The sequence below is a fragment of the Isoptericola sp. BMS4 genome (genome assembly GCF_011634835.1).
In the GTDB taxonomy this organism is placed as follows: domain Bacteria; phylum Actinomycetota; class Actinomycetes; order Actinomycetales; family Cellulomonadaceae; genus Isoptericola.
Map to the genome: position 1 here is coordinate 1,546,979 of NZ_SIRP01000001.1, position 17,561 is coordinate 1,564,539.

General features: G+C 76.8%; 13 protein-coding genes. 7 read left to right on the forward strand and 6 right to left on the reverse strand.

The annotated features are described in order from the left end of the window. Positions 1–7: 7 nt before the first annotated feature. Together EYB28_RS06865 and EYB28_RS06870 are read right to left on the reverse strand one after the other, a co-directional pair. Positions 8–1,591 (reverse strand): aminopeptidase P family protein, encoded by a 1,584-nt coding sequence (locus EYB28_RS06865; protein ID WP_166845971.1) that lies wholly within the window; start codon positions 1,589–1,591, stop codon positions 8–10. A 54-nt stretch (positions 1,592–1,645) separates the two neighbouring features. Further along, complete coding sequence (locus EYB28_RS06870; protein ID WP_166845972.1) at positions 1,646–2,518, reverse strand: alpha/beta fold hydrolase; 873 nt, start codon at positions 2,516–2,518, stop codon at positions 1,646–1,648. Between the two features lie 96 nt (positions 2,519–2,614). On the opposite strand from EYB28_RS06870, the gene EYB28_RS06875 reads away from it, so the two are divergent. The 4 genes from EYB28_RS06875 to EYB28_RS06890 all read left to right on the forward strand — a co-directional run bounded on the left by EYB28_RS06875 (position 2,615) and on the right by EYB28_RS06890 (position 6,273). Continuing rightward, on the forward strand, positions 2,615–3,466 hold the full coding sequence (locus EYB28_RS06875) for a PHP domain-containing protein (RefSeq protein WP_166845974.1): 852 nt from the start codon (positions 2,615–2,617) through the stop codon (positions 3,464–3,466). Continuing rightward, a complete protein-coding gene (locus EYB28_RS06880; protein ID WP_166845975.1) occupies positions 3,463–4,098 on the forward strand; it encodes a MarC family protein in 636 nt (211 codons plus the stop codon). The genes EYB28_RS06875 and EYB28_RS06880 overlap by 4 nt, the downstream gene beginning before the upstream one ends. 268 nt (positions 4,099–4,366) lie before the next feature. Continuing rightward, on the forward strand, positions 4,367–5,089 hold the full coding sequence (locus tag EYB28_RS06885; RefSeq protein WP_166845976.1) for a FadR/GntR family transcriptional regulator: 723 nt from the start codon (positions 4,367–4,369) through the stop codon (positions 5,087–5,089). Then, entirely contained in the window at positions 5,086–6,273 is a 1,188-nt protein-coding gene (locus tag EYB28_RS06890) for an MFS transporter (RefSeq protein ID WP_166845978.1), read from the forward strand. Before EYB28_RS06885 ends, EYB28_RS06890 begins: the two co-directional genes overlap by 4 nt. A 39-nt stretch (positions 6,274–6,312) precedes the next feature. Here EYB28_RS06890 and EYB28_RS06895 read toward each other — a convergent pair whose 3' ends face one another. Then, the gene (locus EYB28_RS06895; protein ID WP_166845979.1) at positions 6,313–6,612 is read right to left on the reverse strand and encodes a DUF1905 domain-containing protein; all 300 of its coding nucleotides are present in this window, start codon (positions 6,610–6,612) and stop codon (positions 6,313–6,315) included. Between the two features lie 121 nt (positions 6,613–6,733). Then, positions 6,734–8,368: a DEAD/DEAH box helicase gene (locus tag EYB28_RS06900; RefSeq protein WP_166845980.1), complete on the reverse strand. Its 1,635-nt coding sequence runs from the start codon at positions 8,366–8,368 to the stop codon at positions 6,734–6,736. Positions 8,369–8,674: 306 nt separating this feature from the next. Here EYB28_RS06900 and EYB28_RS06905 point away from each other — a divergent pair, with 306 nt between their 5' ends. Continuing rightward, entirely contained in the window at positions 8,675–9,430 is a 756-nt protein-coding gene (locus EYB28_RS06905; RefSeq protein ID WP_166845982.1) for a ferritin-like fold-containing protein, read from the forward strand. Positions 9,431–9,497: 67 nt separating this feature from the next. Here EYB28_RS06905 and EYB28_RS06910 read toward each other — a convergent pair whose 3' ends face one another. Continuing rightward, positions 9,498–9,722 carry a DUF3107 domain-containing protein gene (locus EYB28_RS06910; RefSeq protein ID WP_166845983.1) on the reverse strand — a complete coding sequence of 75 codons (225 nt, stop codon included), beginning with the start codon at positions 9,720–9,722 and terminating at the stop codon, positions 9,498–9,500. A gap of 282 nt (positions 9,723–10,004) precedes the next feature. Here EYB28_RS06910 and EYB28_RS06915 point away from each other — a divergent pair, with 282 nt between their 5' ends. After that, positions 10,005–13,388, forward strand: coding sequence for a PD-(D/E)XK nuclease family protein (locus tag EYB28_RS06915; RefSeq protein WP_370459447.1), 3,384 nt, complete (start codon positions 10,005–10,007; stop codon positions 13,386–13,388). After that, positions 13,388–17,110: an ATP-dependent DNA helicase gene (locus EYB28_RS06920; protein WP_166845985.1), complete on the forward strand. Its 3,723-nt coding sequence runs from the start codon at positions 13,388–13,390 to the stop codon at positions 17,108–17,110. Before EYB28_RS06915 ends, EYB28_RS06920 begins: the two co-directional genes overlap by 1 nt. Here EYB28_RS06920 and cynS read toward each other — a convergent pair. Beyond that, entirely contained in the window at positions 17,098–17,547 is a 450-nt protein-coding gene (gene cynS, locus EYB28_RS06925; RefSeq protein ID WP_166845986.1) for a cyanase, read from the reverse strand. The two genes, EYB28_RS06920 and cynS, sit on opposite strands and share 13 nt — an antisense overlap. Between the last annotated feature and the right edge of the window lie 14 nt (positions 17,548–17,561).

The following is a 17,561-nucleotide window of genomic DNA, read 5'->3' on the forward strand; positions in this document are numbered from 1 at the left end:
CCGCGGGTCAGCCGCGCAGGCGCGCCATCCAGGCCTCGATGTCCTCCGGGCGGCGGGGGAGCGCCGCGGAGAGGTTCTCGTTGCCGTCGGCGGTGACGAGCACGTCGTCCTCGATGCGCACGCCCATGCCGCGGTACTCCTCGGGCACCGCCAGGTCGTCGGCCTTGAAGTACAGGCCCGGCTCGATGGTGAACACCATGCCGGGCTCCAGCACGCCGTCCAGGTACAGCTCGCGCCGCGCCTGCGCGCAGTCGTGCACGTCCAGGCCCAGGTGGTGGCTGGTGCCGTGCACCATCCAGCGCCGGTGCTGCTGGCCCTCGGCCGACAGCGACACCTCGGCGGTGACCCCGTCGGGCAGCAGCCCCCACTCCTCGAGCCGCGCGGCGATGACCTCCATGGCCGCGGCGTGGATGTCGCGGAACTTCGTGCCGGGCCTCGCGACGGCGAACGCGGCGTCGGCGGCGTCGAGCACGGCGGTGTAGACGCGGCGCTGCACCTCGGTGAACTCGCCGTCCACGGGCAGGGTGCGGGTGATGTCGGCGGTGTAGAGGGAGTCGACCTCGACGCCCGCGTCGACGAGCACCATCTCCCCGTGGCGCACGACGCCGTCGTTGGTGGTCCAGTGCAGCGTGGTGGCGTGCTCGCCGGCGGCGGCGATCGTCTCGTAGCCGACCGCGTTGCCCTCCAGGCGGGCGTGCGCGTCGAAGGTGGTCTCGATGACGCGCTCGCCGCGACGGTGGGCGACCGCCCGCGACAGCGACCCGACCACCTGCTCGAACCCTTCGATCGTGCGCGCGACGGCCTCACGCAGCTGCGCGATCTCCTGCTCGTCCTTGACCAGCCGCAGCTCGGACGCGGCCTCGACGAGCTGCTCGTCGGTGGCCTCCTCGTCCTCGACCTGCTCGACGCCCGCCTCGGTCCGGATGGCCTCGACCAGGGTCTCGACGGACTCGTCCGCGCCCGTGACGACGAGCAGCCGCACGCCGTCCTCCCCGACGTCCTTGGCCAGGGCGTCGCGCAGCTCGTCGACGTGCCGCGCCTCGATCCCGGTGAGCGTCGTGACGTCGTCCAGCGACGGGCGGGCGCCCACCCAGAACTCGCCGTACCGGGAGTCGGCGTAGAACTCCTCGGTGTCGCGCGCCGCCAGCGGGCGCACGTAGAGCACCGCGTGGTGGTCCGTGCCGTGGCCGTCGCCGTCCGGGTCGCCCTCGCCGGAGGCCGTCGGGTGCAGCACGAGGACGGCGTCGGGCTCCTCGTCGGTGCCCAGGCCGGTGAGGTGCGCGAACGCGGAGTGGGGACGGAACCGGTAGTCGGTGTCGTTCGAACGGACCTTCAGCGACCCCGCGGGCACGACCAGCCGGGCACCGGGGAAGCGGGCGGAGAGACCGGCCCGGCGTGCGGGCGTGTACTCCGAGGCCGTGCTCGCCTCGACGCCGAGGTCGGGGCGCGGGGCCCACCGCGAGGTGATGAACGCCTTGAACGCCTCGGACACCGGGCGCTGGGAACGGTTGTTCACGCGCTCGGACACCTCCTCGGGCGTCGCGCTGGGCTCAGCGGGCACGGACTCGTCGACAGGGGTTGCGTCGGTCATGGCACCCAGTGTCGCACCGCGGGGACGGGCACGGGTGCCCGGCCGGCGGAGGAGTCAGGCGCGCGCGAAGTCCGCCAGCGCCCGCGTCAGCACGTGGTTGAAGGCGTCGGGCGCGTCGGAGTTCACGTCGTGACCTGCCTGGGGTACCACGACGAGGGCGCCGCGCTCGGCCGCGGCCAGGTGCCGCGACTCCTCGAGGCGCATCTGGTCGCGGGCGCCGTTGACGAGCCACACCGGCACCCGGATGGTGCGCAGGTGCGCCACCGACGACGTGCCGGCGAGGTGCGAGAGAGCGTCGGTGACGACGTCCCAGCCCGGTGCGGGGCGTCGCGGCGGCGCGCCGGGGCCGACGAGGGCGGCCACGTCGGCGCCGCCCGCGCGGGAGCGCCCGCCGGTGAGCGCGGCCCGCCACGCGCGCGCCGCCTCCCCGGCGGCCCGCCGCACCGCCGTCGCGCCGGCGACGGCGACCCGGGCGACGTCGCGGAACGCGGCCACGGGCTTGCCCTTGGGGTCGGCGGTGCAGGCGGCGGCGACGACCCCGGCGAGGCGCGGGTGGGTGCCGTCGCCGCGCCGGTGGCCGTGCTCGACGGCGTGCCGCGCCGCCCACGCCAGCGAGGTGTAGCCGCCCAGCGACAACCCCACGACGACCACGGGCGTGCCCGGCCGGAAGGACGCGGCCGCGTCGTCGATGACCTCGAACGCGCGCGCCATGGAGAAGCGCTCGCCGTGCCGGTCCCCGTGCGCGGGCAGGTCGACGGCCACGACCTCGTGCCCCGCGGTGCGCAGGTGGTCGACCTGGCGCTGCCAGATGGCCGAGGACGTGCGCATCCCGTGGACGAGGACGACGCCCGCGGGCGCGCCGGCGTCGTGCCCGCCGGCGTCGAGGGTGCGCGGGCGGGTCGGACGGGTGGTGCGCTGCGGTTCCATCGCCGCCGATCCTCTCGCGGACACCGGGGCGTTCGGGGCCGGGCCGCGGCGGGACCCGTGGAGAGGTTGTGTGGGTGCGGTCCCTACACTTGCCCCGTGATCGATCTCCACACCCACTCGCGGGCCTCGGACGGCACGGACGACCCGGCGCAGGTGCTGGAGGCGGCCGCGGCCGCCGGTGTGCGCGTCGTGGCGCTGACCGACCACGACACGACGGCGGGCTGGCGGCAGGCGGCGGAGGCCGTCGGGCGCACCGGCGTCGCGCTGGTCCGGGGCACGGAGATCTCCACCCGGGCGCGCACGGCCGACGGCGGGGTCAGCGTGCACCTGTTGAGCTACCTGCACGACCCGGACGACCCGGCGCTGCGCGCGGAGTGGGACCGGACGCGGACCTCGCGGATGGACCGGGCCCGGCGGATGGTCGACCTGCTGGCGCAGGACTACCCGCTCACGTGGGACGACGTGGTCGAGCAGACGGGCGACGAGGCCACGGTGGGGCGCCCGCACCTCGCGGACGCGCTCGTGGTGGCCGGGGTGGTGGCGTCCCGGGACGAGGCGTTCGCCACGATGCTGCACGCCGGGTCGCGGTATTACGTGGGCCACTACGCACCGGACGTCGCGGGGGCGGTCCGTGCGGTGGTCGCCGCCGGCGGCGTGCCGGTGATGGCGCACCCGGGCGCGGGGAAGCGGGGGCGGATCGTCGACGACGAGACGATCGCCGCGCTCGCCGACGCCGGGCTGGCGGGGCTGGAGGTCGACCACCGCGACCACGACGCCCCCACGCGCGACCGGCTGCGCGCGCTGGCGCGGGACCTGGGCCTGCTGGTGACCGGGTCGAGCGACTACCACGGCACGGGCAAGCTCAACCGCATCGGGGAGCACACGACGGCGCCCGAGGTGCTCGAGGAGATCGAGGCGCGCGGCACGCTGGGCGTGGTCCGGCCGTGAACCAGGTGCTCGACGTCGCCCTGTTCACCGAGGTCTTCGTCACCCTCTTCGTCATCATGGACCCGCCGGGCACGGTGCCGGTCTTCCTCGGACTCACGTCCGCGATGGGGCACAAGCAGCGCAGCCGGGCGGCCCGGCAGGCGATCCTCGTCGCCTTCGGCGTCATCGTGGTGTTCGCGCTGTTCGGTCAGCAGGTGCTGCACTACATGGGCATCTCGCTGCCGGCCCTGCAGGCGGCCGGCGGTCTGCTGCTGCTCCTCGTGGCGATGGACCTGCTGACGGGCAAGTACGAGGAGCCCGCGCCGTCGGGCACCGCCGGCGTGAACGTGGCCCTGGTGCCGCTCGGCACGCCGCTGCTCGCCGGTCCCGGCGCGATCGTCGCGACCATGGTGTTCGTGCAGCAGACCCGGGCGTCCGACGACGGCGGACCGGCGCAGCTCGTCGCCATCGCCGCCGCGGTCGTGCTGGTGCACGTGAGCCTGTACCTGTCCATGCGGTTCGCGAACGTCATCCACCGCGTGCTCAAGGACTCCGGCGTGACGCTCGTGACCCGGATCTCCGGCATCCTGCTGGCCGCGATCGCCGTGCAGGGGATCGCGACCGCGATCACGGAGTTCGTGCGGGCTGCTTAGCTTTCGGCCGGGCCGTGGACTCCGGGTTCGGGCCGCCGCCGGTCGCGGGATGTCGTGTCGCGAGGCACGCCGCTCGGCCGCTCGTTCCTCGCGTCCTCCTGCCAGGCCCAGCCAGCCTCTCGACACGACATCCCGTGACCGGCGGCTCGTCGGTGGTGTCGCGGTTCCCGCCCGATCGGCTGGGGAGGGATTGCTTGCTGGCGGCGTCCGGTGACGGGCCGTTCGTCGGTCGGCGCTTCGCTCAAACATGGGATGTTAGGGTCTTTCGGTGTCTCAGCCCGTCGCGCCTTCCGTCGTCCCGCCCCGCCGTGTCTCCGAGCTCGTGGTCGAGCGGATCGCGGACCTCGTGGAGTCCGGTGCCTGGCCGGTCGGCACCCGTATCCCGGCGGAGCCGGAGCTGGTCACCCAGCTCGGCGTCGGGCGCAACACCGTGCGTGAGGCGGTCCGCGCCCTGGAGCACGCGGGCATCCTCGAGCCCCGGCGCGGCGACGGGACGTACGTGCGCGCTGCCACGGGCCTCGACGCCGCGCTGGTGCGCCGGGCCCGCGCCGTCGACGCGCTGCAGGTGCTGCAGGTGCGCGCCGTGCTGGAGCGGGGCGCCGCCCGCGCCGCGGCCGAGCGGTGCGACCCCGCCGCCGTGGACGCGCTGCGCGCCGCGCTGGCAGCCCAGGTCGCCGCACGGGACGCCGCCGACGACGCGTTCCGCGCGGCCGACGTGGCATTCCACACCGAGCTCGTGCGGGCGGCGGGCAACCCCCTCCTCGTCGAGCTGTACGACGGCCTCGACCACGTGCTGGTGCGCACGATGGCCACCGACGCGCACGGGCGCCACCACCGGGACGTGCCGGGCCACGAAGCGGTCGTCGACGCCGTCGCGGACGGCGACGCGGGGGCGGCCGAGCACGCCGTCGACACGACGATCGCCGCGGTGCGGCACCACCTGACCGAGATCGCCGCCGTGGCGGACCGTGCCGCCCGGGAGGACGCGTGACCACGCTGCGCCGCCCGCTCGGGGCCGGCGCCGTGCTCGCCATCGTTCTCGCGGCCCTCAACCTGCGCCCGGCCGTCGTGGGCGTGTCCCCGCTGCTCGGCGAGATCCTCGCCGACGAGCACCTCAGCGCGACCGCGGGCGGCGTCCTCACCACCCTGCCGGTGCTGTGCTTCGGCCTGCTCGCCCCGGTCGCGCCGGTGCTGGCCCGCCGGGTCGGGCTCGAGCGGGCGCTGTTCGGGAGTCTCGTGCTGCTGTGCGTGGGGTTCGCCGTCCGGCTGGTCCCGACGACCGGCGCGCTGTTCGCGGGCACTCTCGCGGTCGGGAGCGCGATCGGCCTGGGCAACGTGCTGCTGCCGGCCCTCATCAAGCGGGACTTCGCCGACCGGGTCGGGCTGATGACCGGGCTGTACTCGATGGCGCTGTCGGGCGGGGCGGCGCTGGCCGCGGGCCTCACGGTGCCGATCGCCGCCGCGACCGGGCTCGACTGGCGCGGGACGCTGGCCACCTGGGGCGTGCTCGCCGTGCTCGGCGCGGTGGTCTGGGCGCCGCGCGCACTGCGCCCCGTGGTGGCGGCACCGGTTCGGCCGGCCGGCGCCACCGGCGCCGACGCGCTGCGGTCCGTCTGGCGCAGCCCGCTGGCGTGGGCGGTGACCGTGCTGATGGGGACCCAGTCGATGTCGTTCTACTCCGTGAACGCCTGGCTGCCCGAGATCTTCGTGGACACCGGGCGCAGCGTCGCCGTCGGCGGCTGGCTGCTGGCACTGAGCAACCTCGTCGGGATCGCCGGTTCGTTCGTCACGCCCGTGCTCGCCGGGCGGATGCGGCGCCAGCGCGGCCTCGGGCTGGTGCTCGTGGGCCTCATCGCCACGGGACTGCTCGGCCTGCTCCTCGCGCCGGGGGCCGCCGTGCTGTGGGTCGCCCTGCTCGGGTACGGCCAGGGTGGCGGGATCAGCCTGGCGCTGACCCTCATGGCGCTGCGCACCGACACCGCGGCCCGCACGTCGGAGCTGTCCGGGATGGCGCAGAGCGCCGGGTACGTGCTGGCGGCCTGCGGCCCGCTCGGCGTCGGGTTCGCCCACGACAGCACCGGGTCGTGGTCCGTGCCGCTGCTGATCCTCGTCGCGGCGGCCGCGGTGCAGGGCGTCGCCGTGTGGTTCGCCGGCCGGGACGAGACGGTCGGCTGAGCCGAGGGCGTCAGGTCGAGCGGCTCGGGGTCGAGGGGCTCAGGGCAGGCCGACCGGCTCCAGCGTGACGCGGACGGCATCGCCGGGCCCGATCCCCTCGGCCTGACGGACAGCCTTCTTCATCGGCAGCACATAGCCCTTCTGCTCGTCGCTCGGGAACACCGACGTCGACCAGGTCGTCCCGCCGACCGTGACCGTCACCTTGATCGAGCCGAAGCCGCGCGGCGGCAGCGGCAGGTCGGCCAGGGCGTCGGACTCGTCCGGCGGCACGGTGACGAACCACCACGAGTCGCTCCGCACCTGCCACTGCCACAGCGGCGCGGTGAAGGTCAGGTGCATGCCGCGAGCCTATGGCCGGGCACCGACACGAGCCGGGAGCGCTGTGGGTACGAGACACGCCGCCGCCCCATCGAGGGCGGCGGCGTGTCTCGTACCCACAGCACGGGGCCGTGCGCGGCGGTCAGCCCTCCGACGGGGCCGAGGCCGCCGACGACGAGCCGCCGTCGACCGGGCGGCCCCCGCGGGTGCGGCGGCGGTTCCGGCTGCGCCGGCGACGCTGGCCGCCGTCGCGCTGCTCGGCCGAGCCCGCCGCGTCGGCGTCGCCCCGCCCGTTGCCCTGGCTCTCGCGGGAGCCGCCACGGCCACCGCGCGAGCGGCCACCGCCGTCGCGTCGCGGGCCGCCGTGGGCGCCGCCACGACCGCCGTCGCGACCACCGGACCCGCCGGACCGCTTGCCGGTCTCGCCGAGGTCCTCGAGCTCCTCGGCCTCCAGGCCGGCGAGCTTGCGCTTCTCCTTCGGCAGGCGGCCCTTGGTGCCCTCGGGGATGCCGAGGTCGGTGTACAGGTGCGGCGAGGAGGAGTAGGTCTCCACGGGCTCGGGGAAGCCCAGGTCCAGCGCGCGGTCGATGAGCTGCCAGCGCGGGACGTCGTCCCAGTCGACGAACGTGACGGCCGTGCCCTTGTTGCCCGCGCGGCCCGTGCGGCCGATGCGGTGCAGGTACGTGCGCTCGTCCTCCGGGCACTGGTAGTTGACGACGTGCGTGACGTCGTCCACGTCGATGCCGCGCGCCGCGACGTCCGTCGCGACCAAGACGTCGATGTGGCCGTGGCGGAAGGCGCGCAGCGCCTGCTCGCGGGCCCCCTGGCCCAGGTCGCCGTGGATGGCGCCGGCCGCGAAGCCGCGGTCCCGCAGCTCGTCCGACACCTTCGCGGCGGTCCGCTTCGTGCGGGCGAACACGATCGTGCGCCCGCGGCCCTCGGCCTGCAGCAGGCGGGAGAGCACCTCGACCTTGTCCAGCGCGTGGGCGCGGTAGACGACCTGGCGCGTGTCCTTCACGGTCGCGCCCTCGTCGTCGGGCTCGGCCGCGCGGATGTGTGTCGGCTGCGACATGTAGCGACGCGCCATGGAGACGACGGGCCCCGGCATGGTCGCGCTGAACAGCATGGTGTGCCGGACCGCGGGGGTGCGCGCGAGGATCTTCTCGACGTCGGGCAGGAAGCCGAGGTCGAGCATCTCGTCGGCCTCGTCGAGGACGACCGTGGCCGCGCGCGTGAGGTTGAGGTGCCCCTGGTTCATGAGGTCGACCATGCGGCCCGGGGTACCGACGACCACCTCGACGCCGGCGTTCAGCGTCTCGATCTGCGGCTCGTACGCGCGCCCGCCGTAGATCTGCACGATCCGCACGGAGCGCTTCCTCGACGCTGTCGTGAGGTCGTTGGCGACCTGCACGGCGAGCTCGCGGGTGGGGGCGACGACGATCGCCTGCGGCTTGCCCGGGGCGGGCAGCTCGTCGTAGCCGGGCTCGCCCGGCGCGACGACGCGGTGCAGCAGCGGGACGCCGAAGCCCAGCGTCTTGCCGGTGCCGGTCTTCGCCTGGCCGATGATGTCGTGCCCCTGCAGGGCCACGGGCAGCGTCATTGCCTGGATCGGGAACGGGTGGGTGATGCCCGACTCGGAGAGGGCCTCGACGATCTCCGGCCGGACGCCGAAGTCGGCGAAGGAGACGCCCTGCGCCTGGATCGCGGCGGCGGTCGCGTAGTCGGGGCCTTCGGCGGGGGCCGCGCTCGTGGCGGCGGCGGGTTCGGTAGTGGTCACTGGTGCCTTCGCATGCTCGTCGGCGCGCGCGGAGGACCGGGGACTCCCGGCCTGGCCGGGTGCCGGCGACGATCGCGCGGAGCGCCGAGGTGGTCGGCAGCCGATCGTGGAAAAACGTCGCACGGGCGCCGCGAGGCCGGGCCTCGCGGGCACTGCGGTCGGGTCAACACGTGACGACCGGGCAACCGAGGTACCCGACCATGGTACGCGACACGCCGCGAACCGTCCCGTGGACGGCAGTCAGGGGCCCGTCCGGGCGGCAGGCCCTCGCACCGGGGCGGCCCGCCGGGCGCCTATCCTGGCCGCGTGAGCGAGCAGCGCAGCACTCCCGGCCCCGTGGACGCGACGTCCCGAGGGGGTGGCGCCGACGGCGGGCCGGTCGCGCTGACCGGCCTCGCGGCCTACCTCGAGCTGGCGGCGTTCGGCCTGCTCGCCGGCCGGTCGGTGGACGCACCCGACCTCGTGACGCGCCAGGCCCTCGCCTCGGCCGCGGGCCGGGTCCTCGGGCGCCAGGAGCGCCTGCTCGCCGTGGCGGCCACCCGGGGCGTGGACGCCACGGCGGCGATGACGCCGTTCGACGGCGTGCTCGCGGACTTCGACGCGCGGACGGAGCCGGACAGCTGGTCCGAGGGTCTGCTCAAGGGCGTCGTGGGGCACGGCGTCGCGCAGGATCTCTGCCGCGAGCTGACCCGGGGGCTGCCCGCCGACGAGGCCGCCGAGCTGCGCCGCGCCGTCGACGACGGCTGGCCCGAGGAGGCGGACGGGCCCGCGACCGTGGTCCTCGCGCAGGCCGCCGAGCAGGACCCGGTGCTCGCCTCCCGGCTGGCCCTGTGGGGCCGCCGCGTCGTGGGGGAGGCGCTCGGGCTCGTGCCGGCGCTGCTGGCCGCGCACCCCGTGCTGGCCGGCCTGGCCGCCGCGGCCCGGCGCGCCGACGCCGCCGAGACGGGGGAGACGGTGGGCGAGCCCGTCGGCGACGAGGCGGCGGAGGTGCGGTCGTGGCTCATCTCGCGGCTGACCGCCGAGCACACCCGGCGGATGGACCGCATGGGCCTGGCCGCCTGAGCCGGAACCGCCGACGGGCGCAGCCGACCGGGCCGGTCGGCTGCGCCCGTCGGCGAGGGCCGGGCCGTCAGATGGCGCCGAAGCCGACCTTGCGGGGCTCCTCGGCGCCGAGCTCGACGTAGCCGAGCGCCGCGGTCGGCACCAGCACGCGCCGGCCACGGCTGTCCGTGAGCTCGAGCACCCCGCCGGCGTCGAGCGCCTCGCGCACGGTGGTGGCGACGGCGTCGGCGGACTCGTCGGTCTCCACCACCAGCTCGCGCGCCTGGTTCTGCACACCGATCGTGATCTCCACGTTGTCTCCTTCGCGAGCTGCGCCGCCGCGCTCTCGCACGACGACGCGGGTTCACCGGGGCTGCCCGGACGTCGCGACGATCCTAGTCAGGGCGCCGGGCCCCGGGAGCATCGGCGCGCGCCGTATTGCGCAGGGCGAAAACCGGTGCGCGGCGCCGGGCGTCGCCCCGGTGCCGTCCTGGCGTCTTCCCGTCGTCCTCTCGGCGCCTTCGCGGCGACCTGCCGGTGCTGGCGCGCGCGGCCGTCATGGTCCCTGTCGGAGGCGCGTGGTCGAATCGTGCCCGTGACGTCAGCAGGACCCGCCTCGCCGCCCGTGCCGCGCCTCGTGCCGCCGCGCGACCCCGCCGAGTCGGGGGAGCGCACGGACGTCGTCCTCGACCCCACGCAGGAGGCCGCGGTCGCGGCCGCCGCGGACCAGCCGGTCACCCTGGTGGTCGGGGCCCCCGGCACGGGCCGCACGACGGTCGCGACGACGGTGGCGGTGCGGGCCCTGGCCGCCGGGGCCGACCCGGCGCGGGTGCTCGTCCTCGCCGCGTCCCGGCGGGCGGCGTCGCGCCTGCGGGACCGGGTGACGGCGCAGGCGGGCCGCACGGTGGGCGCGCCGATGGTGCGCACGGCGGCGTCGGCGGCGTTCGCGGTGCTGCGCACCCGGGCGGCGGCGCACGGCGACCCCGCCCCGACGCTCGTCTCGGGGCCGGAGCAGGACCTCGTGCTCGCCGAGCTGCTCGCCGGGCACCTCGAGGGCGAGGGCGCGGACCTGGACCTGCCGCCCGGGCTGCCGGCCGAGTCGCTGGGGCTGCGCGGCCTGCGCCAGGAGCTGCGCGACCTGCTGATGCGCGCCGCCGAGCGCGGGCTGGGGCCCGTCGACCTCGCCGACCTCGGCCGCCGGTACGACCGCCCGGAGTGGGAGCTCGCCGCGCGGCTGTACGAGGAGTACCTCGACGTCACCACCCTGCGGCTGGGCACCCCGGACTCCGGTGCCCGGTACGACCCGGCGGGCGTGATCGACGAGGCCGCCGCGTGCCTCGACGGGTGGGAGGACGAGCTGCCGGGCGTGCCCCGGCCCACCTGGGACCTCGTGGTGGTGGACGACTACCACGAGGCGACCGTCGCGACCGCGCGCCTGCTGCACGTGCTGCACGACGCCGGGGCCCGGCTGGTGCTGCTGGCGGACCCCGACTCCGCGGTCCAGGGCTTCCGCGGCGCGTCGCCGGGGCTCGTGGGCCGTGCCGCCGCGCCGGCCCGGCCCGGCGCGGTGGGCGCCTTCGACGCCGGCACGGTGGTGCTCGGCACGGCGTGGCGGCAGCCCGCAGAGCTGCGGGAGGTGACCCGGGCCGTGACGTCGCGCGTCGCGACCGTCTCCGGTGCCCTGCACCGGGGGGCGTCGGCGCGCCCCGACACCGACGACACCGACGACGCAGGCGCCGACGCGCCCGACGGCGAGACCCCCGCGCCCCGGGGCGTCCAGGTGGCGGTCCTGGCAGGCCAGGCCCAGGAGGCGGCGTACGTCGCCCGGGAGCTGCGGGCGGAGCACCTGCTGCACGGCACCCCGTGGGACCGCATGGCCGTGGTCGCGCGGAGCGGCGACCGTCTCGCCTCGCTGCGCCGCGACCTGGTCGCCGCGTCCGTCCCGGTGGCGCTGCTCGGGTCCGACCTGCCGCTGCGCGACGAGCCCGCCGTCGCCCCGCTGCTCGCGGCGCTGGGCGTGTGCGCGGGCGGCGGCGGCCTCGACCGGCTGCTCGCCGACGAGCTGGGCGACACGACCGACCCGGCGCTCGACGCCGAGACCGCGGCCGGTCTGCTCACGTCGCCCGTCGGCGGGCTGGACGCCGTGGGCTTGCGGCGCCTGCGCAGGGCCCTGCGCGCCGAGGAGCTGTCGGGAGGCGGCGGCCGGTCGTCGGACGCCCTGCTGGTCGAGGTGCTCGCCGACGAGCCCCGCGCCGGCACCCTGCCGTCCCCGGTGCGCCGTGCCCCCGTGGCCGTCGCCCGCGTCCTGGCGGCCGGCCGGGAGGCAGCGGCCGCCCCCGGGGCGACGGCACAGACCGTGCTGTGGGCCGTCTGGTCGGCGACCGGGCTCGCCGAGCGGTGGCGGGACATGGCGCTCGCGGGAGGTCCGGCGGGCGTGCGCGCCGACCGCGACCTCGACGCGGTGCTGGCCCTGTTCCGCGCCGCCGAGACGTACGTGGACCGGATGCCGGGCGCGCCGGTGGCGGCGTTCGTCGACTACCTGGCCTCCCAGGACCTCCCGGCCGACTCGCTCGCCGCCGCGGCGGTGGGCGCCCAGGCGGTGGAGGCGCTGACCCCGGCGGGCGCGGCGGGCCGCGAGTGGGACGTGGTGGTCGTCGTCGGCGTCCAGGACGGCGTGTGGCCCGACCTGCGCCTGCGCGACTCCCTGCTCGGCTCCCAGGCCCTGGTCGAGCTGCTCGCGGGCCGGGCCGACGACGCCCACGGCGTCGGGCCGCAGGCGCGCCGGCAGGTGCTGGCCGACGAGCTCCGGTCGTTCGCCGTCGCCACCTCGCGGGCCGGCCGCCGGCTCGTCGTGACCGCCGTCGAGGACGCCGAGGAGACCCCGTCGGTGTTCCTCGACCTCGTGGCGCCGCCGGGCGAGGACGGCCCCGGGGGCGAGGGCGCCGACCGCCGGCGTGTGGCCGTCGGGCCCCCGCTCGACCTGCGGGGCGTCGTGGCCGCCGCGCGGGCGGAGCTGGTGCGCGCCGCGACGGCGTCGGGCGCCGCGCCGCCGGCGGGCCAGGACGGTGAGTCCTCCGACGACCGTGGGCCCGGCGAGGTCCGGGACCGTCCCGCGGCCGCGGCGGCGCTGCTCGCCCACCTCGCCCGGTCGGGGGTGGCGGAGGCCGACCCGCGGACCTGGTACGGGGTGGCCGCGGCGTCCAGCGACGCCCCGCTGTGGGGCCCCGACGACACCGTCGCGGTGTCGCCGTCGAAGGTCGAGACCGTCAGCACCTGCGCCCTGCGCTGGGCGTTCGAGGCGGCGGGGGCGACGGCGCCCGACGCGACGCACCAGACCCTGGGCACCCTCGTGCACGAGATCGCGGAGACGTACCCGCAGGGCTCGCTGACACAGCTGCGGGCCGAGCTCGACCGGCGCTGGCCCGAGCTCGCGCTGCCCGACGGTTGGCCGGCGCGGCAGCTGCGCCGGCGCGCCGAGCAGATGGTCGAACGGCTCGCGGCGTACACGGCCACGGCGAGGCGCCCGGTGCTCGTCGAGCCGGACTTCGAGGTTCCCGTGGGCCGGGCACGCCTGCGCGGCAAGATCGACCGCGTCGAGGAGGCGGGCGACGGCACCGTCACGGTGGCGGACCTCAAGACCGGCCGGGCGGCGCCGTCGAAGGCGAAGGCGGCCGAGCACCCCCAGCTGGGGGCCTACCAGCTGGCCGTCGCCGAGGGCGCGCTGGACCTGCCGCCCGGCACCCGCAGCGCCGGGGCCCAGCTCGTGTACGTCGGCACCCCGACCGTGTCGCCGACGGTCCGCACCCAGCCCGGGCTCGACGTCGGGGAGGACGGCTCGAGCTGGGCCCGCGCGCTCGTCGAGACCGCCGCCGACACGATGGCGGCGTCCCGGTTCACCGCCCACGAGAACGACCTGTGCACCGTGTGCCCCGTGCGACGCTCGTGCCCGGTGCAGCCCGAGGGAAGGAACGTCGTCTGATGACCGGTCAGGCCCCCGGCGAACCGCGCCACGAACAAGGCGGCGACCCGCGCCCCGAGCCCGACTGGGCGATCCTCGGCGACGTGCTCGACGGCGCCGGCCGCGACGCCGACCTCGGTTTCCCCGAGCTCGCGGACCTCGCCCCGCCCGCGACGGGGCACGCCGTCGCGCCGGGAGACGACGGCCTCGTCGGTGCCGAGGACGCCGCCGTCCCGGCCGCCGCCCCCGCGCCGCGGCTGTCCGCGCGCGAGATCGCGGAGATGCTGGGCCGGCCGAGCCCGACCGACGAGCAGGTCGCCGTGATCGAGGCGCCCCTCGAGCCGGCGCTCGTCGTCGCGGGCGCGGGCTCGGGCAAGACGGAGACGATGGCGGCCCGGGTGGTCTGGCTCATCGCGAACGAGCTGGTCGCCCCCGAGGACGTGCTGGGGCTGACGTTCACGCGCAAGGCGGCGGGCGAGCTCACCACCCGCGTCACCGCCCGGCTGGCGCAGCTCGCCCGCGCCCAGGGCCGCCCGACGTCGGGCCTGGACCTGCTGGCCCGGCCCACGGTGGCCACGTACAACGCCTACGCGGCCTCGCTCGTGGCCGACCACGGGCTGCGCCTCGGGATCGAGCCGGGGTCGAGGTTGCTCGGTGAGGCCAACCAGTGGCAGCTCGCGGCCCAGGTCGTCGAGTCCTGGGCGGACGACCTCGGCACCGACAAGGCCGTCAGCACCGTCGTGGGCGCCGTCATCGCGCTGTCCGGGGCGCTGGGAGAGCACCTCGTAGGCGTCGACGAGGTGCGCGCCGAGCTGGCCGACCTGATGGACCACCTCGACGCCCTGCCGCTGGGCGAGAAGCAGAAGCGGCGGACCAAGCCGATCCAGCAGCTCATCGACTCGGTGGCCGAGCGCGGGCGCCTGCTCGACCTCGTGGCCGAGTACCGCCGCCGCAAGCGGGTGGCCGACTCGCTCGACTTCGGCGACCAGATCGCGTTCGCCGCCGAGCTCGCGCGCCAGGTCCCGGCCGTGGGGGCGACCGAGCGGGCGCGGTACCGGGTGGTGCTGCTCGACGAGTACCAGGACACGTCGTACGCCCAGGTGGAGCTGCTCGCGGGGCTGTTCGCCGACGGCCACGCCGTCACGGCCGTGGGCGACCCGCACCAGTCGATCTACGGGTGGCGCGGCGCCTCCGCGTCCGGGCTGGCGCGGTTCCCCGAACGCTTCCGCACCGCGGGCGGGGCGCCCGCGGCCGTGCGCTACCTGAGCACGTCGTGGCGCAACGATGCCGCGGTGCTGGCCGCCGCGAACGTCACCGCGGCACCCCTGCGCGGGCTGGCGCGGCGGACGGGCACCGGCGTGGACGTCCCGCCGCTCGACCTGCGTCCCGGTGCCGGTACGGGTGCGGTCACCGCCCACGTCGCGGCCACGATCGAGGAGGAGGCCGAGGCGGCCGCCAAGTTCGTGGCGTCCCGGTGGCGGCGCGCCACCCGCCCCGACGGCTCGGACCGGGTGACGGCGGCGGTGCTCTGCCGGGCGCGCTCGCAGTTCGTGGCCGTCGAGGTGGCCCTGCGGCGCCGGGGCCTGCCCGTGGAGGTCGTCGGGCTCGGCGGGCTGCTGTCCACCCCGGAGGTGGTCGACGTCGTCGCGCTGCTGGAGTCCGTGCACGACCCCTCCCGCGGTGACTCGCTGCTGCGGCTGCTGACCGGGCCGCGGGTGAACCTCGGCGCCGCGGACCTGCACGCCCTCGGGTCGTGGGCGGCGGACCTCGCCCGCGCCGACGGCGCACGCCCCGGCCGGCCCGGCGACGCCCCGCACGGCGCACCGGGCGACGGGGCGGGGCCGGGCGACGTCACGGACCCCGACGACGACGCGCCGCGCGTCGTGGAGGGCGACGTCGTCGACCACCGCTCCATCGTCGACGCCCTGGACGACCTGCCCGAACCCGGCCGCGCGGCGCGCGACGGGAGGGCCCTCACCCCGGACGGGCACCGCCGGCTCACCGCGCTCGCGCGGCTCCTGCGCGATCTGCGCGGGGTGACGTACCTGTCGCTGCCCGAGCTCGTCGTCAGCGCCGAGCGCGCCCTGGGGCTCGACGTCGAGGTCGCCACGGCGCAGGTGCTGGCCGACGCGCTGCCGACCGAGGGGGCGGGGCCCGCAGTGCACTCAGCGCCCGGGCTGCCGTCCGGGGCGGGCGTGAGCCAGCGCGGGCGCGAGCACCTCGACGCGTTCCGGGACGTCGCGGCGAGCTTCGCTCAGTCGGCGGACGTCGCCACGCTCGGCGCGTTCCTCGCGTGGCTCGGGGTCGCGGGCGACCAGGAGCGCGGCCTGGACATGCCGGTGCGCGAGCCCGACCCGGATGCCGTGCAGGTCATCACGGCGCACGCCGCCAAGGGCCTCGAGTGGGACGTCGTCGCCGTCCCCGGCCTCGTCGACGGGATCTTCCCGAGCCAGGCCGAGTCCCAGCAGGGGCGCACGGACAGCGGGTGGCTCACCGACCTCGCCGCGCTGCCGTACCACCTGCGCGGGGACGCGGAGGACCTGCCCGACTTCACGTGGCGCGACGCCGCCGACACGAAGGACCTCGCGGAGCGCCGCGACGAGTTCCGGGCGGCGTCCGGGGAGCACCGGCTCGCGGAGGAGCGGCGGCTGGCCTACGTGGCCTTCACCCGCGCCCGCCGCGAGCTCCACCTCACCGCGCACTGGTGGGGGACGGGCAGCGGCCCCCGGCGTGCGTCGCCGTTCCTGGCCGAGCTCGCCGAGGCGGGCGTCGTGGACGGCAGGGGCTGGGCCGCGCCCCCCGGCCCGGACGACACGAACCCGCGGGACGCTCTCGAGGTGACGGCCCGCTGGCCGGCCGACGAGCTGCCCCGCACTCCCGGCGCCCCCGGGCCGGACGGCCCCGCGCCGGAGGACCCCGGACCCGGCAGCCCGCGCGAGGTGCTGCGGGCCACGGCCGCGCAGGTGACGGCGGCGGCGCGCGGCGGCGCCGAGCCCCGCCCGGGCGTGCTGCTCGACCCGGGCGGCCGCGACCTCGTGTCGCTGACGCGGGTGCTGCTCGCGGAGCGGGCCGACCGGGACGCGCACCAGGTCGTCATGCCCGCGCACGTGTCGGCCTCCGGTCTGGTGCGGCTCGCCGCGGACCGGGACGCGTTCGCCCTGCAGCTGCGCCGGCCGGTACCGACGGAGCCGACGGTGCACGCGCGCCGCGGGACCCGGTTCCACGAGTGGGTGGAGCGGTTCTACACGTCGTCGTCGCTCGTCGACGTCGACGACCTGCCGGGCGCGGAGGACGGCGAGGTGCCGGCCGACGTGGACCTCGAGACCCTGCGCTCCCGGTTCCTCGACTCGCCCTGGGCGGCACGCACGCCCCTCGCCGTCGAGGTGGACGTGGAGACGCCCGTCGGCGGTGTCATGCTCCGCTCGCGCATCGACGCCGTGTTCGCCGACCCGGACGCGCCCGACGCGCGCCCAGGGGAGGCCCCCGCCGTCGTCGTGGTCGACTGGAAGACGGGACGGGAACCGGCCGACGCGGCGGCGCGGGCGGCGCGCGAGGTGCAGCTCGCCGTCTACCGGCTGGCGTGGGCGCGGTACACCGGCACGCCGGTCGAGCGGGTCTCCGCGGCGTTCTGCTACGTCCCCACCGGCACGACCGTGCGCCCGGAGCGCCTGCTCGGCGAGGCCGAGCTGGAGGCCCTGGTCCGCGGGGACCGACCCGCGGACCAGGGCCGTCACCAGCGGTAGTCGAGGAACTTGCCGTCGAACGTCACCACGACGCGGTCGCCGTCCGGGTGCGGGCGCCGGGCGACGTCGACCCGGAAGTTGATCGCCGACATGATGCCGTCGCCGAACTCCTCGTGGATCAGCTCCTTGAGCGCCGGGCCGTAGACGGCGAGCGCCTCCGTGAAGCGGTAGATCGTCGGGTCGGTCAGGACGGCGTCGTCGCGTGTGCGGGACGGCTGCACGCACAGCGCCTCCGCGACGTCGTCGCCGAGGCCCAGCAGCGCGCAGGCCTCCTTGGCCTGCTCCGCGCGCATCGGGTGCTGCCCCAGCAGCGCCGCCGTCGTCCAGACGACGGGGGCGCCCACCGCGTCGGCGATCTCCTGCCAGGTGCGCCCCGAGCGCAGTCGGGCGGTCACCACCTGCTCGGCCGCGGCGGCCTTCGACATGATCGGGTCCATCGATGCTCCTCCTG